This window comes from Virgibacillus halodenitrificans, from assembly GCF_001878675.1.
GTDB classification, from domain to species: Bacteria; Bacillota; Bacilli; order Bacillales; family Amphibacillaceae; genus Virgibacillus_Q; species Virgibacillus_Q halodenitrificans.
This window is the reverse complement of record NZ_CP017962.1, coordinates 3221297-3241262: the sequence shown is the minus strand read 5'-3', so window position 1 is coordinate 3241262 and position 19966 is coordinate 3221297. Positions and strand designations below refer to the sequence as shown.

At 37.1% G+C, this 19966-nt stretch carries 18 protein-coding genes and 1 pseudogene; 9 read left to right on the top strand and 10 right to left on the bottom strand.

Annotation, left to right across the window (positions count from 1 at the left end; translation table 11 throughout):
- The first annotated feature begins 195 nt into the window (after positions 1-195).
- The 4 genes from BME96_RS16230 to BME96_RS16215 all read left to right on the top strand — a co-directional run bounded on the left by BME96_RS16230 (position 196) and on the right by BME96_RS16215 (position 4486).
- Positions 196-1722, top strand: a complete 1527-nt coding sequence (locus tag BME96_RS16230; RefSeq protein ID WP_071649618.1) for an oligosaccharide flippase family protein — start codon at positions 196-198, stop codon at positions 1720-1722.
- A 31-nt stretch (positions 1723-1753) separates the two neighbouring features.
- Positions 1754-3166, top strand: coding sequence for a Coenzyme F420 hydrogenase/dehydrogenase, beta subunit C-terminal domain (locus BME96_RS16225; RefSeq protein ID WP_071649617.1), 1413 nt, complete (start codon positions 1754-1756; stop codon positions 3164-3166).
- Between the two features lie 190 nt (positions 3167-3356).
- Complete coding sequence (locus BME96_RS16220; RefSeq protein ID WP_071649616.1) at positions 3357-3890, top strand: RNA polymerase sigma factor; 534 nt, start codon at positions 3357-3359, stop codon at positions 3888-3890.
- Positions 3891-4189: 299 nt separating this feature from the next.
- Entirely contained in the window at positions 4190-4486 is a 297-nt protein-coding gene (locus BME96_RS16215; RefSeq protein WP_071649615.1) for a helix-turn-helix domain-containing protein, read from the top strand.
- Between the two features lie 189 nt (positions 4487-4675).
- Here BME96_RS16215 and BME96_RS16210 read toward each other — a convergent pair whose 3' ends face one another.
- The 3 genes from BME96_RS16210 to BME96_RS16200 all read right to left on the bottom strand — a co-directional run bounded on the left by BME96_RS16210 (position 4676) and on the right by BME96_RS16200 (position 7660).
- Positions 4676-5050 carry a DnaD domain-containing protein gene (locus tag BME96_RS16210; protein ID WP_071649614.1) on the bottom strand — a complete coding sequence of 125 codons (375 nt, stop codon included), beginning with the start codon at positions 5048-5050 and terminating at the stop codon, positions 4676-4678.
- A gap of 514 nt (positions 5051-5564) precedes the next feature.
- Positions 5565-6542 carry an agmatinase gene (gene speB / locus BME96_RS16205; protein WP_083547495.1) on the bottom strand — a complete coding sequence of 326 codons (978 nt, stop codon included), beginning with the start codon at positions 6540-6542 and terminating at the stop codon, positions 5565-5567.
- A 14-nt stretch (positions 6543-6556) separates the two neighbouring features.
- Positions 6557-7660 (bottom strand): YkvI family membrane protein, encoded by a 1104-nt coding sequence (locus BME96_RS16200; protein WP_071649613.1) that lies wholly within the window; start codon positions 7658-7660, stop codon positions 6557-6559.
- 280 nt (positions 7661-7940) lie between these two features.
- On the opposite strand from BME96_RS16200, the gene BME96_RS16195 reads away from it, so the two are divergent.
- Positions 7941-8378, top strand: a complete 438-nt coding sequence (locus BME96_RS16195) for an Lrp/AsnC family transcriptional regulator (protein ID WP_071649612.1) — start codon at positions 7941-7943, stop codon at positions 8376-8378.
- A gap of 156 nt (positions 8379-8534) precedes the next feature.
- Here BME96_RS16195 and BME96_RS16190 read toward each other — a convergent pair whose 3' ends face one another.
- The 3 genes from BME96_RS16190 to BME96_RS16180 form a co-directional block, all read right to left on the bottom strand.
- On the bottom strand, positions 8535-9560 hold the full coding sequence (locus BME96_RS16190) for a DnaD domain-containing protein (RefSeq protein ID WP_083547494.1): 1026 nt from the start codon (positions 9558-9560) through the stop codon (positions 8535-8537).
- Between the two features lie 66 nt (positions 9561-9626).
- The gene (locus tag BME96_RS16185; RefSeq protein ID WP_071649610.1) at positions 9627-10154 is read right to left on the bottom strand and encodes a sigma-70 family RNA polymerase sigma factor; all 528 of its coding nucleotides are present in this window, start codon (positions 10152-10154) and stop codon (positions 9627-9629) included.
- A 124-nt stretch (positions 10155-10278) separates the two neighbouring features.
- Positions 10279-10674, bottom strand: a complete 396-nt coding sequence (locus tag BME96_RS16180; RefSeq protein ID WP_071649609.1) for a helix-turn-helix domain-containing protein — start codon at positions 10672-10674, stop codon at positions 10279-10281.
- Between the two features lie 504 nt (positions 10675-11178).
- On the opposite strand from BME96_RS16180, the gene BME96_RS16175 reads away from it, so the two are divergent.
- From BME96_RS16175 to BME96_RS16160, 4 genes and pseudogenes are all read left to right on the top strand, one after another.
- Positions 11179-12315: a flagellin N-terminal helical domain-containing protein gene (locus BME96_RS16175; protein ID WP_071649608.1), complete on the top strand. Its 1137-nt coding sequence runs from the start codon at positions 11179-11181 to the stop codon at positions 12313-12315.
- A 345-nt stretch (positions 12316-12660) separates the two neighbouring features.
- Positions 12661-12774, top strand: a pseudogene (locus tag BME96_RS16170) (flagellin); the annotation flags it as partial.
- 70 nt (positions 12775-12844) lie between these two features.
- Positions 12845-13075 (top strand): hypothetical protein, encoded by a 231-nt coding sequence (locus BME96_RS16165; RefSeq protein WP_071649607.1) that lies wholly within the window; start codon positions 12845-12847, stop codon positions 13073-13075.
- A gap of 248 nt (positions 13076-13323) precedes the next feature.
- A complete protein-coding gene (locus tag BME96_RS16160; RefSeq protein ID WP_156036053.1) occupies positions 13324-13734 on the top strand; it encodes a JAB domain-containing protein in 411 nt (136 codons plus the stop codon).
- A 67-nt stretch (positions 13735-13801) separates the two neighbouring features.
- On the opposite strand, the gene BME96_RS16155 is transcribed toward BME96_RS16160, so the two are convergent.
- The 4 genes from BME96_RS16155 to BME96_RS16140 form a co-directional block, all read right to left on the bottom strand.
- Positions 13802-14719, bottom strand: coding sequence for a hypothetical protein (locus tag BME96_RS16155; RefSeq protein WP_071649606.1), 918 nt, complete (start codon positions 14717-14719; stop codon positions 13802-13804).
- 376 nt (positions 14720-15095) lie between these two features.
- Positions 15096-16769 carry a peptide ABC transporter substrate-binding protein gene (locus tag BME96_RS16150; RefSeq protein WP_071649605.1) on the bottom strand — a complete coding sequence of 558 codons (1674 nt, stop codon included), beginning with the start codon at positions 16767-16769 and terminating at the stop codon, positions 15096-15098.
- Positions 16770-16772: 3 nt separating this feature from the next.
- Positions 16773-18461 carry a sigma 54-interacting transcriptional regulator gene (locus BME96_RS16145; protein WP_071649604.1) on the bottom strand — a complete coding sequence of 563 codons (1689 nt, stop codon included), beginning with the start codon at positions 18459-18461 and terminating at the stop codon, positions 16773-16775.
- Positions 18462-18473: 12 nt separating this feature from the next.
- Entirely contained in the window at positions 18474-19496 is a 1023-nt protein-coding gene (locus BME96_RS16140) for an asparaginase (protein ID WP_071649603.1), read from the bottom strand.
- Between the last annotated feature and the right edge of the window lie 470 nt (positions 19497-19966).

The window sequence follows — 19966 nt, the reverse complement described above, 5'->3', positions numbered from 1 at the left end:
CTGCTGCTTCAGATTAGCTGGAAAATCAGATGAATAGACCAATATTAGTTGTAAATTATTCACATACAGCTCCAAATTAATGAAGGAGAGCTAAAAAAACTTTAATTATTTAGAAAGGACTCTAATTCCAGAATAAATTAAGGTGAATATTACTAAATAGGTATACTCAGGAATACGAGAAAGAAGTTGTTTAGATTGAATCAAATAAAACAAGGTGCAATTTTATCATACCTTTCCATTTTTATTACAATTCTAATTGCTCTACTATATACACCAGTAATTATTCGGCTACTTGGTCAATCAGAATACGGTTTATACTCATTGATTGGTTCTGTAGCTGCATATTTTAGTATTTTAGATTTGGGGTTAGGGAACACTATTGTAAGATATACTTCAAGAAATAGAGCAATTGGAGATAAAAAAGCAGAGTCAAATCTCAATGGTATGTTTTTACTCCTGTATTCGTTTATAGGTTTTTTAACTATAGTAATAGGTATTATAATTTATAATACAATAGATAATATATTTGCTGCTAGTTTATCTACAAGTGAATTATATAAAGCTAAAATAATGATAGTTATTTTAATTATTAATTTTGCTCTGTCGTTTCCATTAGCAGTTTTTGGCTCAATAATGCAGGCTTATGAAAGATTTGTAGTTGTTAAGTTAGTTGCAATTGTGAGATCTTTAATGGCACCAATTATAATCTTACCAATCCTATTTTTAGGGTACGGATCAGTATCAATGGTACTAATTACTACATTGGTAAATATCTCATGTTTATTATTTAATGTGTTTTACTGCCTTAAGCATTTAAAGATAAAGTTTTATATTGGTAAGATGGACTTCCGATTATTAAAGGAAATATTAGGTTATTCATTTTTTGTGTTTTTAGGTGTTATTGTAGATCAGATAAATTGGAATACAGACCAGTTCATTTTAGGTGCAATAGCTGGAACAGTACCTGTTGCAGTCTATGCTATAGCTATGCAATTTATAAAGCTTTATAAGCAATTTTCAACTTCCATAAGTGGTTTATTTTTGCCAAGGGCATCAATAATGGTTGCAAATAATTCTAGTAATGAAGAAATAACTGAAAGCATGATAAAGTATGGTAGGATCCAATATATAATAATGGCCTATATATTAACTGGGTTTATACTATTTGGACGGCCATTTATCAATGTATGGGCTGGCACAAATTACGATAATGCTTACTATATAAGTTTAATAATAATGATTCCTTTGACTATTCCTTTATTTCAAAACTTTGGTATTTCAATACTATATGCAAAAAACTTACAAAAGTTTAGATCGGTTGTTCTAATTTTTATTGCTGTACTAAATATTTTTATAACTATACCTTTAGTACAAAAATTTGGTGGAATTGGTGCTGCAGTTGGTACAGCTATTTCCTTAACATTAGGGAATATTTTTATTATGAATATTTATTATCATCGTCGAATTGGAATTAATATGATCCTTTTTTGGAAGAATATTTTAATAATGTCTTTCCCTGTAATAATTTCATTATTAATCGGTTTAGGATTTAATTATATTGTTACTTCTGGCAGTATACTGTTATTGTCTTCTAAAATAATAATATACTCGGTTATTTTCATAATATTAATGTGGCTTCTTGGTCTTAATAATTATGAAAAAGAGTTATTCTCAACGACCGTTATAAAGATTAGGAATAAGGTAGTAAGAAGATATGGCTAATTCAAAGTTGCTTTCTTGAGGATGTGAAAATATGAATGGTAAAATTAAAGAATTAATGGATACAGTTGTTAAAAATGATTATTGCATTGGTTGTGGGTTGTGTGCAAGTTTAACAGATTCCCCACTAACCATGATGTTAAATGAAGATGGGAAGTATCAGCCATATTTAAGTGATAATAATCATAATAAAGATTTGGAAATTAGTGTTCTATCTATATGTCCTTTCGCAAAAAATAATAATAAAGAAACAGAAATAGGGAAGAAAATTTTTGAGGAAGAAAATAATGTTGAATTTGATGAATATGCGGGATATTACATTAAAAATTATGCAGGTTATGTAAAAGAGGAGGAATTTAGATCAAAGGGAAGTTCTGGAGGTATGGGAAACTGGATTGCTACTCAACTTTTAAAAAATGATCTTGTTGATGGTATAATTCATGTAAAATCAAGTCCAGATGATAATAATCTATTGTTTGACTTTCAGATTTCTGATACTGTAGATGAGCTATTAAAAGGTGCTAAATCAAAATACTATCCAGTAGAAATGTCTAAGGTGCTTCAATTTGTGAAAGAAAATGAAGGTAGGTATGCGTTGATAGGAATACCCTGTTATATCAAAGGGGTACGATTATTAGCTGAACAAGATAAAATAATAAATGAACGAATTAAATTCTTTATTGGTCTTGTATGTGGACATTTAAAAAGTGACATGTTTGCTAAATCTATGGGTTGGCAGTTGGGGATAGAACCAGATAAATTAAATGGTATTGATTTCAGGAAAAAGTTAGATGATAGAGCTGCAAATAATTATGGTGTGGAAGTCAAAGGTGAGAAGGATGGAAAAGAAGTTGTATTAATTTCCCCAACAAAAGAACTGTATACAACTAATTGGGGACAAGGGATGTTTAAATATAACGCATGTGAATTTTGTGATGATGTCTTAGCGGAGACTGCAGATGTAACTGTTGGGGATGCATGGCTTCCGGAATACTCAAAGGATAGTATGGGTACTAATGTAATTGTTGTGAGAAATGCTATTATACAACAAATATTTGAAGATAATATGGGTGATGCCATTCATATTGAGGAGCTTAGTTCGGAAAAGGTTTATCAGTCACAAGCAGGTGGGTTTCGTCATAGAAGAGATGGACTTTCCTATCGTCTATATTTAAAAGACCAAAATAAAGAGTGGAGACCAAATAAAAGAGTAGAACCTAGTAATAAGCATAGTTCAAAAAGAAAAAGAATTTATGAGAAAAGAACCTTTCTTTCACAGGAGAGTTTCAAGGCGTATAAGTTAGCTGAAAAGAATAGAGATTTTGATGAGTTTATTAATTATATGGATCCGTTGATAAAGAATTATAATAAAATGAACGCACCTTCTATTGCTAGAAGAGTTTTAAGAAAAGTTAAAAGAGCAGCTAAGAAATTAATTGAAAGTTAAATATTTATAGGAGTGGAAACTGAAATGTTTTTGGCCAGATTAATTATTAGTTTTGGGCGCCTGTCACTCCTCGAATCATGTAATATTTTGTCGAATGAATTTTTTATGAATAGCTTTCTTTTATCGAACGTAAGATCTATAATTTAATTAATACTATTCTATTATAGAACGTAGCTGGGGGCCAATGTAGATGAGAGAGCGTTTGACTTTTGAAGAAATCGTGAAACAAAATGAGCGTCGTATTCACTATCATAAACTAAACTTGCACGATCCTTACAAGGAATATTTTAACGAAGGCTTGGTTGCAATGTGGCGTGCGTATGAGAGCTATCATCATGACAAAGGGCCACTTGCAACATACTTCAACTTCATGATTCGAAATCGCTTGATTGATCAATTACGAAAGCAGAAAAGACAAGAAAATAACGAGCGAGTTAGTAGCCAACAGTTGATGAACAAACTGGATGAGACAAATTATTACGGCAGTATGGAAGACGCTAACTCAATGATGGTTGCGGAGGATTCACCGGTTTATAATTACATCCAGGGACGGACAGAGTCATTTTCAGATAATCAAAAGAAGTGGTTGCGTTTTTATATTGGTGAAGGGATGTCCATTAAGGAGATTGCTGAACAAGAAGGTGTAAGTGATGATGCGGTCAAGAGCTGGGGAAGGCAAGCAAGGAAGAGGTTGCGTGAGGGACCGTTGTATGTTAAGCGCTAAATCGTTGTTTGAATGCCCGTCACTTGCCGGGTATCGTCAAAGAATTGTTGTAGTTTGGGGGGGAAGGGTTAATAAAGTTAAAGTATATGGCTTTGCCACGCATTAATTTTTTGACTTGGCTTTCACTATTCCTCTCTTTTATGCAATCCATAATTTCCATAAGGTTATTCTTCTTCACCACTTTGACAAAAGATATAACGGACTTATTAAGCGCAAGGACCTAATACCTGCTGAATTGAATTATGAAGACTATTGCCTCGATGATCCAAATCTATATTAAATTCGAATGGGGATGAAGTTTGAGTGAATTTTTTAAAAAACATTCTAAGATTCGTGGAGAAGACCATGTACAAGGCCTTCAATTGGAAGGGGTAATAGCTGCACAAATCAAAACAAATCGCCAAAAACTAAAAATGTCTCAGCAGGAACTTGCAAATTTAGCTGGTGTTCCAAAATCTACTATAGGCAGAATAGAAGCAGGTATAACCAGTCCCAAAGTAGAAACTTTGCTGAAAATATCCAAGGCATTGGAAACGCCATTTATTATTGATGGAACAACAGATGGGGAGGGCCGTAATTTGTATGTGCAAACTTAATTGCTGCGGTGAGTCCCCGTACTGGATTATAGCCTTTTCATAGTTATGGAGCTAATTCTCGCTACTTTTTGGGTGGAATACTTCCATGTGAATAGATAGCTGTCAGATGCAGAAGTTGGCCTCATCCCTGGAAACTTTAAAATACGATTAACTTTCTCTGTTTCACTTTAATTTTTCCAACAAACACCCCTACGTTACACTCCCAGCATACTTCGCCAGCAATGCTTCCAGTTCCCGCTGTTCTTCAGCGGGAGCTTTTTTTGGAGTTGCAGCTCTCGTTTCTGCTTTTCGCTTTGCTTCCAGTTGCTTTTGTTCTACAAACCAATCAGGGATGACTTCCGTGGTGGGTTGCATTCTGGAAGTCAAATATGTGTGTTGCTTGTTTCGATATACTTGTTCCTCGATTATCGCTGCATCCACTGTGGTAATGTTTTTCTTTGTCCATGCTTGCAATATTCCTTTTACATAACGCCAGGTTGTTTTATCCTGTTCTAATGCCAGTTTCATAGCATGCAACACAAGCGGCTCGCTGAGATCTTTTGTCCAATTAAGGATATCTTCCATAATAAACGGACTGGGGATACCGAAGTTTTCCTGAAAGAAACGAATCGCATCTGTTGTAGTAGTAATTGTATTGTCTTGTTTTTGTTTCCCACTGTCTTGTTTAAAGAATGGAGCGGGAGTGTGGTCAATTGTGTGGACGTTCGGGTGGTCAGTAATGTGGTTACTGCATTGGTCCTCATTGTGGCTGTTAGTGGAGTCGGCTGAGCTCTTAGGTGGAATGTTTTCTACCGGCGTGTACGTTCGTGTTTCTGTGTTGGATAGTCGATCGGCTCCGTAGAAAGTTTTTGTAGATACCGGAATGGATTTTGCTTTATGGATGACTTCCTCTGATTCCTTTATTTCCTTCTGTGTATAGCAAGTGATGGATCAGACCCTACTTTGGGTTTATGCTCTATCTAAAAGAGGGGTTAAATATGCGTGTTGGTGCAGTAAAGGGTTTTGAATAATTACAGACTTCTTAAGTTGTAAATAAAATAAACTCCAGCACAAAGTTTAACTGCTGGAGTTCCTAGTATTATTTTGTGGGAGAATTAAGCTGTTTTTCTCTAATGATAAAGTTTATAAAATCTATAATTAGCCTCGCTGCAATTTGAGAAGTTACACCAGTAGGATCATATAATGGATTTACTTCAACTAAGTCAAACCCAATTACTTCGCCTTTTTTTGCAACAGCTTCTAAGATTTCACTTACCTCGTCATAATAAAAGCCACCTGGTGAGGGTGAACCGGCTCCAGGTGCTACAGAAGCGTCTAAGCCATCAATGTCAATCGTAACATAGTATTTTTCGCCATTAGGCATATCTTTTAATGTTTCTTCAATTCCCATTTTTCTAATTTGTTTAGGTGAAAAAATAGCACTTCCATAAGCGCGGGCATCGTCAAAGTCCTCCTTTTGACTGCTTCCAACTCCTCTTATCCCTAATTGCGCCATTTTATTAATATGTTCCATTTCGGACATTCTTCTCATAGGATTGCTTAAGGTAAAACGTTGGCCCGAGGCATCCTTCAGCCAGTCTAAATGGGCATCGATTTGTATAACGTTCACTTTTTCTTCGCTTTCTAAGGCAAAGGCAACTGGGTTAGTTATGGAATGATCCCCACCCAACACTATTGGTATTGTACCATTAGCAATGATTTTTCTAATTGCTTCTTCGGTATTTTCATGACTTTGTTCTACATCACCATTAATAATGGAAACATCTCCACAATCCACAATTTTCCAGCCTTCATTATCATATAAGATATCTTTTTCATGATCATAGCTTGCACCAAATGCATATAATGAAGATTGCTCGCGAATTGACCTAGGCCCCATACGAGCTCCAGACCGCCATGCAGTTGTCATATCATTTGGAACACCAATAATTGCAAAGTCAGCATCTAATTCATCTAAATTAGTACAAATTGGATATTTTTTAAAGGATGTTATACCTGTAAATGGCATGTCAAGTTTTACTCTAGTGTAATCTGTCTTTTTTCCATATTTACTCAATATTTTTCCCTCACTTAATTAATATTTTTATTTAATCCTAATGTCTCAAGTGTCTTAATTCCGATTTTCCCTTTATTAATAAATTGGCGATAAAGCATTCCAGCTATTAATATTAAGCCAATATATCCAACAATGGGGTAAACAAAGTCAATAATTTTGGCGAAGGGAAATAACCCCCCGAAAAATCCGATAATTGTTAAAACAATTGTTATAATTCTATATTTGTGAGAATTTCCTTTTGAAAATTGTGTTGATACTGTCCATAGCATTCCAACTGCTGTAGTATAAATAGCTACGAGCAAAATTATTGAAAAGAATAGACCTAAAGCTGGGCTAATCTGGTCTGCCAAAAATAATGTTGGAATATCTTTCGTATGAAGCTGTTCGATGTTAGAAAGGATACCAATATAGATTGCAAAGACCCCAACCAGCATAATTAACCCTCCTACAGATCCACCAATAATTACATCTTTTCTCTTAATCTCACCCTTACCTAAATTTGCAAGAAAAGGCAAGGCTACAAGTAAAACAAATGATGAATAAACGAAACCAGCTTGCCACCAGTTACTAGTTGCTGTTGATAAGTTAATCCCGTTAATGATCTCTCCAGATTTTGAAAATCCAGCTGGATCAAAACTTCCAGCACCAACAATAACTGAGAAAACAACGATTATTGGACCTGCAATTCCTAAAATTTTAATAATAGTATTTAACCTTAGTAAGGCTGTAATCAAAACCAGGATAGCCATAAATGCTCGTCCGATAACATCTCCTAAATCAAAATGTTCAGAAATGGTAGCCCCTGCTCCGGAAATCATTACGATAAAAACAACTAATATAAATAATTGTGAAAACCAATAAAAGAATAGGCCAAGATATTTTCCACAAAAATAAACAAAAACATCCTTTGAGTCTTCGGCCTTTAATCGGACTCCTACGTCCATTGCATATGCACCAAACCACATATGCAAAACAGCTGCAATTATTATAGCTCCTATACCAAGGTAACCAAAGGAGACGAAAAACTGCATAATTTCCTGACCTGTTGCAGTACCTGCACCAAGGATGAATGACACATATGCTCCTGCTAAGACAATAATTTTAAACGTATTACTCATATTAACCTCTTTTCTATTCTGAGAATATTTAGTTGTTGGAGTTATTTTATCCTTTTATAAACCCCGTACACTCATTTTAATCTAGTAAGATCACCCTCTTCTAAATAATTTGTAATATTAAACTTTTCAAATAACTCTTATGTGTATATAATATTAGTATAATTAAACAAGTTAGTACATATTAAAATGAATGTATTTTCTGTATTTTCCCTACTAAACGAATTTATTTTAGGATACTTTCTTCATTTTGAAGAAAACAAATATAGAAGGAAGTGATGGGATGGATCAATTAGATATAAAAATGCTGCGATTATTACAGTTGGATGGTCGGATTTCAATAAGTGAGTTATCGAAAAAATTGGCCCTCAGTCGACCTAGTGTGTCGGAACGATTAAAGCGACTTCAAGAAAAAGGTATAATTGAAGGTTTTTCTGCTATAGTTCCTCCTGCTACTGTAGGGAAGAATTTGTTGATTATGATTGAATTAAGTGAACTTAGAGTTTCACAGTTTGAATTTGAAAAAATAATTAAGGACGAACCAAATGTAATTGAATGTCATCGGGCGACCGGTCATGTTCATTACTATATAAAAGCAGCATTAAAGGGAATGGATGAATTAACCCGCCTCATTGAAACCCTAATTCCCTATGGCAGTACTAAGACCTCTATTTTGTTGGCAACTCCAGTTGTACGACATGTGGTATTACCGAATTCTTAAATTACAAGTTTTCCTTGCGTAGAGATGAGTCCTTTACGTATTCTCCCGAAATTAAGCGATGATAGAGTTCTAGGACGCAGCTCTACTGCTTAGGTATATAATTGGTGTATTAATTGTTTCTGCCTGCAATTAACTGCTGGGTCAGCCCTGCCAACTCTACATTCCATTCCCAGCATACTTCGCCAGCAATGCTTCCAGTTCCCGCTGTTCTTTAGCGGAATCTTTTTTTGGAGTTGCAGCGCTCGTTTCTGCTTTTTGCTTTGCTTCCTGTTGCTTTTGTTTTATAAACCAGTCAGGAAGAACCTCAGCGGTGGGCTGCATTCTGGTATTCACAAAAGCGTGTTGCTTGTTTCGATATGCTTGCTCCTCGGCTATCGCTGCATCCACTGTGATAATGTTTTTCTTCACCCATGCTTGTAATATTCCTTTTACATAACGCCAGGTTGCTTTATCCTGCTCCAATGCTAGTTTCATTGCATGCAACACAAGTGGTTCACTTAGATCTTTCGTCCAACTAAGGATATCTCCCATAATAAACGGACTAGGGATGCCGAAGTTTTCCTGATAGAAACGGATCGCGTCTGTTGTAGTAGTTGTATTGTCTTGTTTTTGTTTCCCACTGTCTTGTTTAAAGAATGGGGCGGGAGTGTGGTCAATTGTGTGGACGTTCGGGTGGTCAGTAATGTGGTTACTACAACGGTCGGCATTGTGGCTGTTAGTGAAGTCGGGTAGGCTGGTGGGCGTACTATTTGGTAGGATGTTTTCTTGTGGAGTGTGACTTCTTGCTTCTGTGTTGGATGGTTGATCTGCTCCACTGTACGTTCTTGTAGATGCCGGAGTGAATTTGGTTTTATGTATGGCTTCCTCTGGTTCTCTTATGTCCTCCTGTACATAGTCAATCTGCTGGGAAATCATTTGATACATGGCAGCACGATTTGCTCCACGGCTTGTTACGATAATTCGGCCTTTTTCCTGCAGTTCTTTTCTGGCCGCTTTGAATGTCGTTGACTTCAACCCTGCCATTGCCTGCAGCTGTGTGGCTGCAACGGTGAATTCCTTTTTCCAACCACATAAATTATTTACATGCATAAGCACAGACCATAGGGCAACAGCTGAGCCTGATAACGGATCAAACATATTTTGGGTATGGAAGGCATTGATTTCTTTCATATAGTTCATCATAAAAACTCCTCTTCTGATTAATTGATTGGTTAACCGGGAAGGGGCGAGTCTTCCAGAAAAGGTGAATTATATCTCTTTTAATAATTGATAAATAGCAGGAGTAAACAGCTTTTTCCGCGCTTGTCTCCCCCAACTTTTCACAGCCTCCGTTGTGGTGCTTTCCTGTATAGCTATGTCCTTGTAGGGCATGTCCTGCAGAATGGCATACTTCAGCCATTTCCACTGCTTTTCGGTTAAGTAGCTTTTTAATTTGTTACATAATTGATGATTGTCGAGTAAAAGATCGGTGAGTGCTGCTGTGTGGTGGGGAGTTTGGGGTTCCTGCTGCGGATGGATGGGAAGTGTATGCTGCTTGTCTTGCTCGCGTTTTTGCTTACGGAGTTCATCCAAAAGACGGTTACGAATCGTGTAATTGAAGTAGGTTGCCATCGGACCTTTATCCGGGTCGTACTTTTCATAAGCGTGCCACATGGCGGTAAGTCCCTCCTGAAAAAATTCCTGATGTGGATCATCAATGTTCAATCGGTGAATCTGGTAATGGATCCGACGCTTGTTTTGCTGGTAGATCTGTTCAAATGTGAATGGTTTGTTCATGGGGGTGCTCCTTTGTGGGTAGTTGCATGATAGGTAGGTGTTGAGGGGGGAGGAATGCGGTACTTGATTGGGGGCGGAGATGTGAGGTAAATACGAAGGACGTATGTATGGTCAACGTCCCTGGCTATTTTTTCTGGTCGTTATCCTTTTCGAGGTACAATTTAATGATATTATCCAAAAAGGCCAAATCACTTGCGGATAGGGAAGTAAAATCTTCTACACGTAATATACTTGGATTTTTTATGCCATTTTTTCTGTAGATTTTTAGTAGGCGCTTGAGATCCAATATGTCAGTCGGAAGCTCTTCTGATGAATGATATTCCTTCCCGCGAAGGAGATAATCGACCGATACGTGAAAGAAGTCAGCAAGCTCCACGAGCGTATCTAAGGAAGGGGCTCTCTCTTCCCTTTCATACATTCCGTATACATTGGTAGTGAAGCCTAATAACGCACTAATTTCCTTTTGCTTATAATCAGAACGCTCACGGAGATTCTCCAACCGCTGCCCAAGTCCCTTCATAACAAACACCTCTTCCTGCACGCCTAAAAAATACCACAAAATGTGTGAGGAATAAGGGAAACACACGGAATGAATGATTGTTTGGGTGTGACATGTAGTTTGGTTTTGGATTGTGTGTTTTTGAGTGAAAAAACTACATAATAGGTGCGGTGAAAAGATTTAAATTATTTCTAGAATTTTTTTGCTAAATTACTAAACATTATTTATAGGATGTCCGATATAAGTAATGTAAGCAACAAGGAGCATTATATCTATGGTACTTACACTTGATAGAAAGCCTGGTGAAAAGGTATATATCATAGATGCTTAAGGAAGTGAGATGGGTGTGGTGAAGAGAGAACACAAGCTCGGAAACTTACCCAGTTACGTATCAATGCTCCACGAGAATTTCAAATTGTTCGTGGGGGCTTCACAACGGTAGTAACTCCAATTAATGGAGCTATTATATATAACAGGTCAAATGGATGTGACCTGTTAAAAAACAAAACATGGAGGTAAGGAAAAATGAGAATTAATCACAATATCGCAGCATTGAACACATATCGTCAGTTGAATAGTGCTTCAACAGCTCAATCAAAATCAATGGAGAAATTATCTTCTGGTCTTCGTATTAACAATGCTGCTGATGATGCAGCAGGTCTTGCAATCTCTGAAAAAATGCGCGGGCAAATTCGTGGATTGGATATGGCTTCTAAGAATGCCCAGGACGCAACTTCTATGATTCAAACTGCAGAAGGCGGTTTAAATGAAACACATTCAATCCTTCAACGTATGCGTGAACTTTCTGTACAATCATCAAATGATACAAATACTGATGAAGACCGTAAGAATATTCAAGATGAAATGGACCAATTAGGAAAAGAGATTGATCGAATCGCGGATACAACACAATTTAATACTAAGAACTTATTAGACGGTTCAATGGATAAATCAACTTCTGCGGTAGCGAATGTAAGTGAAAACACTGCATTAAACGGTGCAAGCGCAGCAATAGCAGCTGATTCAGAAAAGCTAAGCACATTAACGGATAAAGACGGTAATAGCTTAGGAATCCAAGCGACTGATACAATTGAAGTAACTTACGTTAAAAACGGAGAAACAAAAACTGTTACAGGGCCTCTCACAGGGGACAGTACAATTGCAGATATTGCAGAAACAGGTGATTTTGCTACAACAGTAAGTGATGGTAAACTGGTAGTAACTGCGACAGATGATGGTAGTGCTGGGGCAATACACGGTTTAACTGTTACAGTAAAAGATTCTGATGGTAATATAAGAACAGGAGCATCAAACGCTCTTTCTAGTTTCAATGAAACAACACAGGCAACAAATGAACATTCTGACGGCTCTGCTACATTCCAAATTGGTGCAAACACTGGTCAAAATATTAACCTTGCAATTAGGGATATGAGTGCATCTGCTTTAGGGGTAAAAGAACTTAAAGTTGGAAACCAAGGACAAGCCAATGTTGCAACAAAAGTTATTGATGAAGCAATTCAAAAAGTATCTGCTGAGCGTTCCAAACTTGGAGCAACTCAAAACCGTTTAGACCACACAATTAATAACTTGAATACTTCTTCTGAAAACCTAACTGCTGCGGAATCTCGTATCCGTGACGTAGATTATGCTTTAGCTGCTTAGGCAGTGACAAGCACAGTCGTCCTAGCTGGTAACGGCTAGAGATTATTATCGGGTGAATTGCTGGAAACCCCTTAGAGCTTTTCTTACCACAACGTAGTTGGAAACAACAAGCGTGAGGGTTAAAAAAAGAAAAGATATGGGCAATCAGCAGCCAAGCTCCTGTCTTGAAAGAGTGGAGAAGGTTCAACGACTAGGATAGACCATCTAAGGGCAAAGCTTAAGATGATGAAATCCATAGGTGAAACAATGTACATCAGCATTGTGAATCCGAAGTGCCCGACCCCTACTAGATTGCTAGAGGGTGAAGATATAGTCTAGTCATTTATGAAAGTAAATGTTCGCACGATGGCGAAAGAAATGATGAACCAAACGAAGAATTCTATTCTTTCTCAAGCAGCACAAGCAATGTTGGCTCAAGCGAACCAACAACCACAAGGAGTTCTACAACTTCTTCGTTAATTTTAGATTATTTGGAAGGGACTCTAGTTTTGCTAGGGTCTCTTTTAACCTTTGATAAAGGAGTGATTACATGGTCGGAGTTGCTAAATTATTTTTACAGGGAGAAAACCTTGGAGATGCAAGGGTTCTTTCTCTGCAAGGAAACGAGATAATTATAGAGCTTAAAATGCCTGTAAGTGATGATAGAACATATCAAATCCAAATAGGTGGAAAGCAATTTAATCTTGAGTTTACTCAAATTAATGTAACTACTCCAAAACACCAAACGGTTTACTGCCAGGCAAAGGGTCTTATATTCTGATGATATGTCTATGGGCAATAATTTTTGTGTCAGGTACTGAAACGTTTTAGGAAATGCCTTCAGGCGAAACAACGCTAATATCAAGCATATATCATAATATTGAACATACATGTACATGATGTTCATCAAATTAGGGCTTCTCTCTTCGGGGGGAAGTCCTTTTTCTATTTTGGTGGAGGAATCGTAATCATGACAAATCAATCTGCAAAACGTGCATCGTTAGTCTAAAGCTAGTGAAGGAATCGAGCATGCTTTACAAGAATAGTTGTGTACGAAGCCCAGAAGATGGCTATCAATTGTTGAAGCAGTTCTTAGGAGATGTAGATAGGGAATACTTTGTTGTTGTTTGTTTGGATACAAAGAATCAGCCAACAGCCATCAATATCTGTCACATCGGAAGCCTAAATGCAAGCATAGTACATCCAAGAGAGTGCTTCAAGCCTGCCATTTTGAGTAATGCTGCTTCAATTTTAGTAGGTCATAACCTTCCCAGCGGCAGTAGTGTCCAGAGTAGGGAGGACGTGGAGGTTACTAAAAGATTAGTGGAGGCCGGTAAGATTATCGGCATTGATGTTCTTGTCCATATAGTGCTGGGTGATGGAGAATACGTTTCCATAAAGAAAAAAGGATATTTTAGGGCTGTGTCTTTCTTACATTAGCTGCCGCAGAGAGGCCCCGTCGAATCTACCTGCTTAGCCGTTCGTCTTTAAAAAAACTGCACTAGCATCATCCATTTTCAAAACACCAATATGCAACCTGACTCTGATTCCAACCAATAAGTTGTTTAATCAACTGCAGATTCCTTCCATTCTCACCACTAATAACTATTTGATATCCCCTGAGTTCCTTTAGCTGTTTCAGATGTTTTATATTTGCTTGATAAAATTGCAAATAGGAATCCCGGCTCTCCAGTTGTGAAATGATTTTATTTGTATAACGAAGCGAGTGATTAATTTCCTGTGTAGGTTTCACGAGAAGTATATGTTCAGGCAAATAAACTGTAGTTCTTCTAGGGAAGATTGGTTCTTCTGATGGTGAATTACCATCAAGTGTTTTTCTTTTCATACATGGTTGCATATATGGTCCAACTAACCTTAAAAAATAGTTCATTTGTACTTGGTCATATAAAATTAACCGATTTTGTCTGTCAATCTTAAAAGATAAATTGAATTTCACCTGAAGAATGTGTTGCAAGAATGCATTTTCTTCCTTAGAAAAGCTGTCTGTTGAGAGGATAATCTTCCGAGGCATATTCTGGCATTTTTTTAGGTGACCATCATCCTGATACCACCATGCCAAAGCTTCCGCATCCAGGTAACAAGTAATAAAATCAAATGGTAGCCGTTTTTTTCTATTTACATACCATGACCTTTCCAGGCTAGTGATTGCTGTGCTTGTTTTTGACTGTACAATATAGGATTCTGACATGCCCATTTTGAGCCGTGGATCAATAGTCTTTTTATATTTAGGTGGATTGAGAGGAATAAAGTTTCTTAAAGACTCGTAGCAATAATTGCTCCATTGCAGATCCTCTTTTCGGTGTATAAATTGGAATCTTGGCTTTCTGCCTTGTTGTTTTGTAATACATCCGTCTCCTAATAACTTACCAGTTAGTCGGGATAAGTAAGTATTAACTTTACACATATAGGCCTCCTAATATAGGGAATGTATGTTCTTATAGTTTATTATAGCCTAGATCTAAATCTAATACGAGATAAAATACTTTAACTATTAAACACCTCTCACTAAAACTTCCAATAGTTTTAGGTGCCAGTCACTCCTCGACCTATGTAATATTTTGTTGAGTGATTTTGCTAAGCTTTGGGAAAAGTGGGATTACTATAGTTATAGTTTATAACTTTGCCGAGCATTTTTCTGTAGCTAGCTTCCCCCTGTTTTTTTATTTCTCGAGAACAACTTATGCCAGTCCTCATAGCCAACCTACATTTTCCCTACTCATTCTTCTCACAAAATCCACCAAAAAGGAACCAGACAAAAGTCTAGTTCCTCCACCACTTCACTATTCCCCCGCAACAACCTCTGCCCATTTGTATTCATACTTAGGGCCGAATGGTCTGCTAATCACACCCTCTATTTTAGGAGCAATTAATTGGGAACGGCCACTTTGGTATAGTGGTACAACTGGCACATCTTCAGCCAATATTTTTTCTGCTTCCAAGAATGCTTCAAAGCGTTTTACCGGATCAAGGGCGAGTTCATCTACTGTGCTTTTAACAAGCTTGTCATATTCTTTATTTGAATAACCTGTTTTGTTATTCCCACCGTCCGTTAACCATAGATCCATCCATGTGTATAGGTCGAGGTACGAAGGTCCCCAGCCTGCGATTTCTATTTGATAATCCATATTCGTATCTAAATCCAGACGTTGTTCAAAAGGTACCTGTTTTAATTTGACAGATAACCCTGGCAAATTATTGCTCAATTGGTTAGCAAGATATTCACCTAATGTTTTCGAGATTTCGGTGTCACTGCTTAAAATCTCAAGCTCTACCTTCTCCTTGCCAATCTCTATAAGACCTTTATTCCATAACTCTTTTGCTGCTTCTACATCATACGTGATTAAACCTCCATTGATTTCACGGAATCCTTCTCCAGTTTCAGGGTGTTTGGCGAAATTCAGTGGAGCATATCCATTGGAAACAATTGATCCATCATTCAGCAATTCGTTAACTAGAGATGATTTGTCTATTGCCATACTCAATGCTTTTCGAATATTATTATTGGCAAGTGCCTCTGATTTAGTTTGATTTAATTTTAAGTAATAAAGAGCTGTCTCAGGAGTAACGACAAAGTCATCCTGTGCGCTAAATTGATCAACCAGATCCGAATTTAAATCTGTACGGTCCACTTTGCCGCTTTCATATAAATCAACACTTGTCTGTGGATCTTTTACTACATCAAAGCTTAGTTTCTCAAGCTTAACTGCTTCTTTATCCCAATAATTCGGGTTTTTTACTAAGTTCCAGGAGCTTGATGTGCTTTCCCAATCTTTTAACAGAAACGGGCCATTGGATAATAATGTGTCGGCACTTGTTGCGAATTTGTCGCCCTGTTCTTCAACAAATTTTTGATTTAATGGCATAAAGGTACTTCGAGTTGTTAATGATTCAAAATACGGGGTAGGCTTTTCAAGTGTAACAACTAATGTAAAATCTCCATCAGCTTTTACCCCTAAATCCTCCATATCTTTTTCACCTTTATTTATTGCTGTAGCATTTTTAATTACGCCACCCATCATGTAGGGGCCATACTCCGAACCTGTCTCCGGGTTGACAGCACGTTGCCATGCATAGACAAAATCATGTGCTGTGACAGAGTCTCCATTTGACCATTTTGCATCCTCACGAAGATTAAAGGTCCATGTTAATCCGTCTTCACTGACTTGATGGTCTTTTGCTATGCCGGGCTTTAAATCAAGGTTGTCACCAAGTCGGTATAAGCCTTCTCTGCTTTCACCAATGAATTGAAATGAAATTACGTCTGTTCCCATATGAGGATCCATCGTAGGAATTGTATCCTTGCTAAGCAAACTTAATTCTTGCTTCGGGTCACCATTCTTGTCTGTACTATCTTCGTTTGCTGCGCTTTCGCTATTTCCACTTGAGCAAGCGGAGAGAAACGCAAATAGCAAAAGACCAATTGTAATTAATAAGTTAGACTTTAATAACTTCATAATTTATTTTCCACCTTTCGTACTTTCATGCGATTTTAAATAGTCTTCGATAAATTCTTCACCCAATCGGGAAATGGTTGTACCGGCTCTTCCTTGCCGTACAATCGTTAAATCCAGATGTTGAAGAACTTCTAATCTTGCTCGTAATTGTTGCTCGGAAAGGGTATGTCCTTTTTTCTCCAGATGTTTTTTTAAAGCATATCTGCCAAAAGAAACATACTCTTTTTTTCCTTCATAGAAGGCCTTTAAAATTTCGATACTCTCACCAAGGAATCCATGTTCTTCTATTTTAGAAATAATCATCTTATTTTTATCAATATCTATGAATTTCTGTTCATCTACCTTTGAACGCAGGTAAAAAGGTAGAAATTTCATTCCTATAGGGCTCTCTTCCAGTAAAGATAAATAGGTGATTACATCATAAAGTTCCTTCACATTATTGTCCCAAGGATATTCCATGAAAAACTCCAATACTTCCTCTTTAAAGGTAATTTCGTCTTTCTGTATTCTTTGCTTAATGTTATCAATTAAAGGCATAAGGTCTTCTTTTCTCTCAGATAAATTGGGAACTTTTAAATAGTTTTCATTAAATAAATGGAAAAGTTCTTCATAAAATAAGTGCTTCTTCACCAATTCTTTGCAATCTTTGGAGCTTGTTGTTATCACTTTAGCTTTAATTTGCCTGTCATTAAGTTGTTGAAACAGTCTTTTTTGCATTGCTAAGGGCAGTTCTTCAATATCTTCTATACAGATCGTTCCATTTTCATTAGACTCGAAAGCTCCAAGGGAGTCGCTACTATTTTTTGATCCGAAAAGAGCTTCTTCCATTTCGCTTAAATTTTTTGAATTGCAATGAATAGAAACAAAAGGTAGCTCTGATTGATCAGAAAGATTATGGAGTGCCTGGGCAAGCATGCTTTTTCCTGTACCAGGTGCACCTTCTATATGAATGTATTTTGTATGACTGTTTTCAGCATAATGCTTTGCCAGTTCAACAGTTTCTCTCATACTGTTGCTCGTACTAATAATATCTTGGAAAGAATAATTGGCGACATTTCTATTGTTTTTCGTTCTATCTGTTGCTGTTACCTCGTTATTTTTACTCGATAAAGAAACACATGCTTTAAAATAGCGCCTTACTATTTGTGACTTCGCCGTATCAATCTCCAGCAGATGGATTATTTCTTCAACAGTGTTAAAATCCAGTAATCTGGAACCTATATCAATGACATTTGATAATTCCTTTGGCAGAAGATGTCCTTCTCCAGGGGTCACGATATAGTCGATTGTTTTTGGAATGGCTTCGGTTGGTGAATAAGCCTGATAACTGTGTTCAAATACGGTCTCGCTTAGTGACTGAACCGTTTCATCTGCGTTTGTTTTATTATCATTTACAACCAAAATCTCTTGGCCGGGGGGCAGGTTCAATAATTCTTTCGTATTCACATAATTGATGTCGCGCTTTGCAACAACGATTGGACATTCCTCAGGTATTAATTCATTCACGAGTCCTTTAATCAGGTTGTTTGAAAGAACCACAATATCCCCTTTTGCGATTGTTTGACGCTGTATATCTTTTACAGTTACGGAATGAATGTTCACCTTGTCTCCAATTATTTCTTTAAGCTGCTTGGTGATTGTATTTGAAAATTTTTCTTGAATTGCAATGATGCTAACATTTCTAATTGTCATTACTTACAACTCCTAAGCCAATGCAATATGCTTTAATCGAAAATGAGGGATCAATTCACCAATGATTTCATTTCGGGCATTTTTTAATTTGGGATGGTGATATTCTTTCAATTGTTCGATCTGATTATTTTCCAGTAACCCAAGCTGCACAAGTGTTTCCATTGCAGCAGGATATACCGCTCTGCCATTACCGTCGGCAACTTTTATGGCAATTCCTAATCCGGTTTGCGTATCTCCTATACAATAAACTCCTTCAGCTCCTGCCTTGCCAAAGAATCTGCCTTTTCCGGCGGTCATAAAATCTGTACAAAACCGATCTGTACCTCCGACCATTTCAGGTGCTGCAGTCATTGCTTTTGTAACACGACGTACATGCTCGGCTCTTTCTTTTCCAAGTGATTCGGGATTTGCCATTCTTGCAAAACCGTAAGCAAGTCGTTCCAAAGGTAAACCATGTACCGGAACCCCGCAGCCATCAATACCAATTTCAATATCTTCTTGAGGGTAGTCACATATTTCACTAACGGTTTGCATAATGCGTTGTTGGACAGGATGATCCAGCTCATAATAGGTGTTAATAGGTTCTCCCATAAACATTGCTGTTGCCAGCATCCCTGTATGTTTGCCTGAACAGTTGTTAAATAAAGGAGTAACTTCCTTATCGTTTTTAATTAGATTTTTATACGTTTCCTGCCATCTTGGTATATGGGTTCCACATTGTAGCTTCGTGTCATCAATCCCGACACGTTTTAGAATGGATGTTACCCGGTCCGTATGCATCGCTTCACCACTATGGGATGCGGTACAAAGGGATAAGTCAGCATCACTAAATTCATAATAATCCGCTGCACCAGTTTCCACGATTGGTATAGCTTGAATAGGTTTCATCGAAGAACGGGCATAAATATTTTTGTTACTATTTCCAGCATAATGCAGCAACGTTCCTGCAGAATCAACGACAGCAATATGTAAATTATGCGCGCTCTCTATATGATTACCTCTGCGAACTTCAATTAGAGCTTCGTTTTCATTCAATTTTAACCCCTCCCAATTTTCAGAATATGTTAACATACTAAACTATCTGACAACCAATTACAACCTATTTTTTATGGAAATTTTTGAATAGGGTGTAATTGGGTGGGGTGGAGGATGGTGAGGTGAGTGTCTGGTACTGGCTGAATTATGTAGTGATTTGTCTAATATATTTTTTGTATATAGCTAAGGTTTGGGAACTGGTGGGGTCAGCACCGGCTGCTTTAAAGTCGTAGAGTAGAGAATATAGACATATATAGACTAGAAGTTCGTCACTTGATTAAAATCATATGATATCTTTTTGAGGTTTTCTTGAGTGCAGTTCGAGGACCACGACAATTAATCACTAAAAAACCCCTGTATACTAGTATCATGCTTTTTTGTAAGCAGATTTTTTACAAAAGGTTATTCTTAATTATTTTGCTGGCTTTCCAGCTCACAAACAGTGGATCTATTTATCCATAATAATCAGA

Coding starts and splice junctions, on each gene's coding strand:
- BME96_RS16225 (WP_071649617.1), top strand. CDS start 1,754: ATGAATGGTAAAATTAAAGAATTAATGGATACAGTTGTTAAAAATGAT.
- BME96_RS16220 (WP_071649616.1), top strand. CDS start 3,357: ATGAGAGAGCGTTTGACTTTTGAAGAAATCGTGAAACAAAATGAGCGT.
- BME96_RS16210 (WP_071649614.1), bottom strand. CDS start 5,050: ATGGAAGATATCCTTAATTGGACAAAAGATCTCAGCGAGCCGCTTGTG.
- BME96_RS16200 (WP_071649613.1), bottom strand. CDS start 7,660: ATGAGTAATACGTTTAAAATTATTGTCTTAGCAGGAGCATATGTGTCA.
- BME96_RS16195 (WP_071649612.1), top strand. CDS start 7,941: ATGGATCAATTAGATATAAAAATGCTGCGATTATTACAGTTGGATGGT.
- BME96_RS16190 (WP_083547494.1), bottom strand. CDS start 9,560: ATGATGAACTATATGAAAGAAATCAATGCCTTCCATACCCAAAATATG.
- BME96_RS16185 (WP_071649610.1), bottom strand. CDS start 10,154: ATGAACAAACCATTCACATTTGAACAGATCTACCAGCAAAACAAGCGT.
- BME96_RS16180 (WP_071649609.1), bottom strand. CDS start 10,674: ATGAAGGGACTTGGGCAGCGGTTGGAGAATCTCCGTGAGCGTTCTGAT.
- BME96_RS16175 (WP_071649608.1), top strand. CDS start 11,179: ATGAGAATTAATCACAATATCGCAGCATTGAACACATATCGTCAGTTG.
- BME96_RS16165 (WP_071649607.1), top strand. CDS start 12,845: ATGGTCGGAGTTGCTAAATTATTTTTACAGGGAGAAAACCTTGGAGAT.
- BME96_RS16160 (WP_156036053.1), top strand. CDS start 13,324: ATGCTTTACAAGAATAGTTGTGTACGAAGCCCAGAAGATGGCTATCAA.
- BME96_RS16155 (WP_071649606.1), bottom strand. CDS start 14,719: ATGTGTAAAGTTAATACTTACTTATCCCGACTAACTGGTAAGTTATTA.
- BME96_RS16150 (WP_071649605.1), bottom strand. CDS start 16,769: ATGAAGTTATTAAAGTCTAACTTATTAATTACAATTGGTCTTTTGCTA.
- BME96_RS16145 (WP_071649604.1), bottom strand. CDS start 18,461: ATGACAATTAGAAATGTTAGCATCATTGCAATTCAAGAAAAATTTTCA.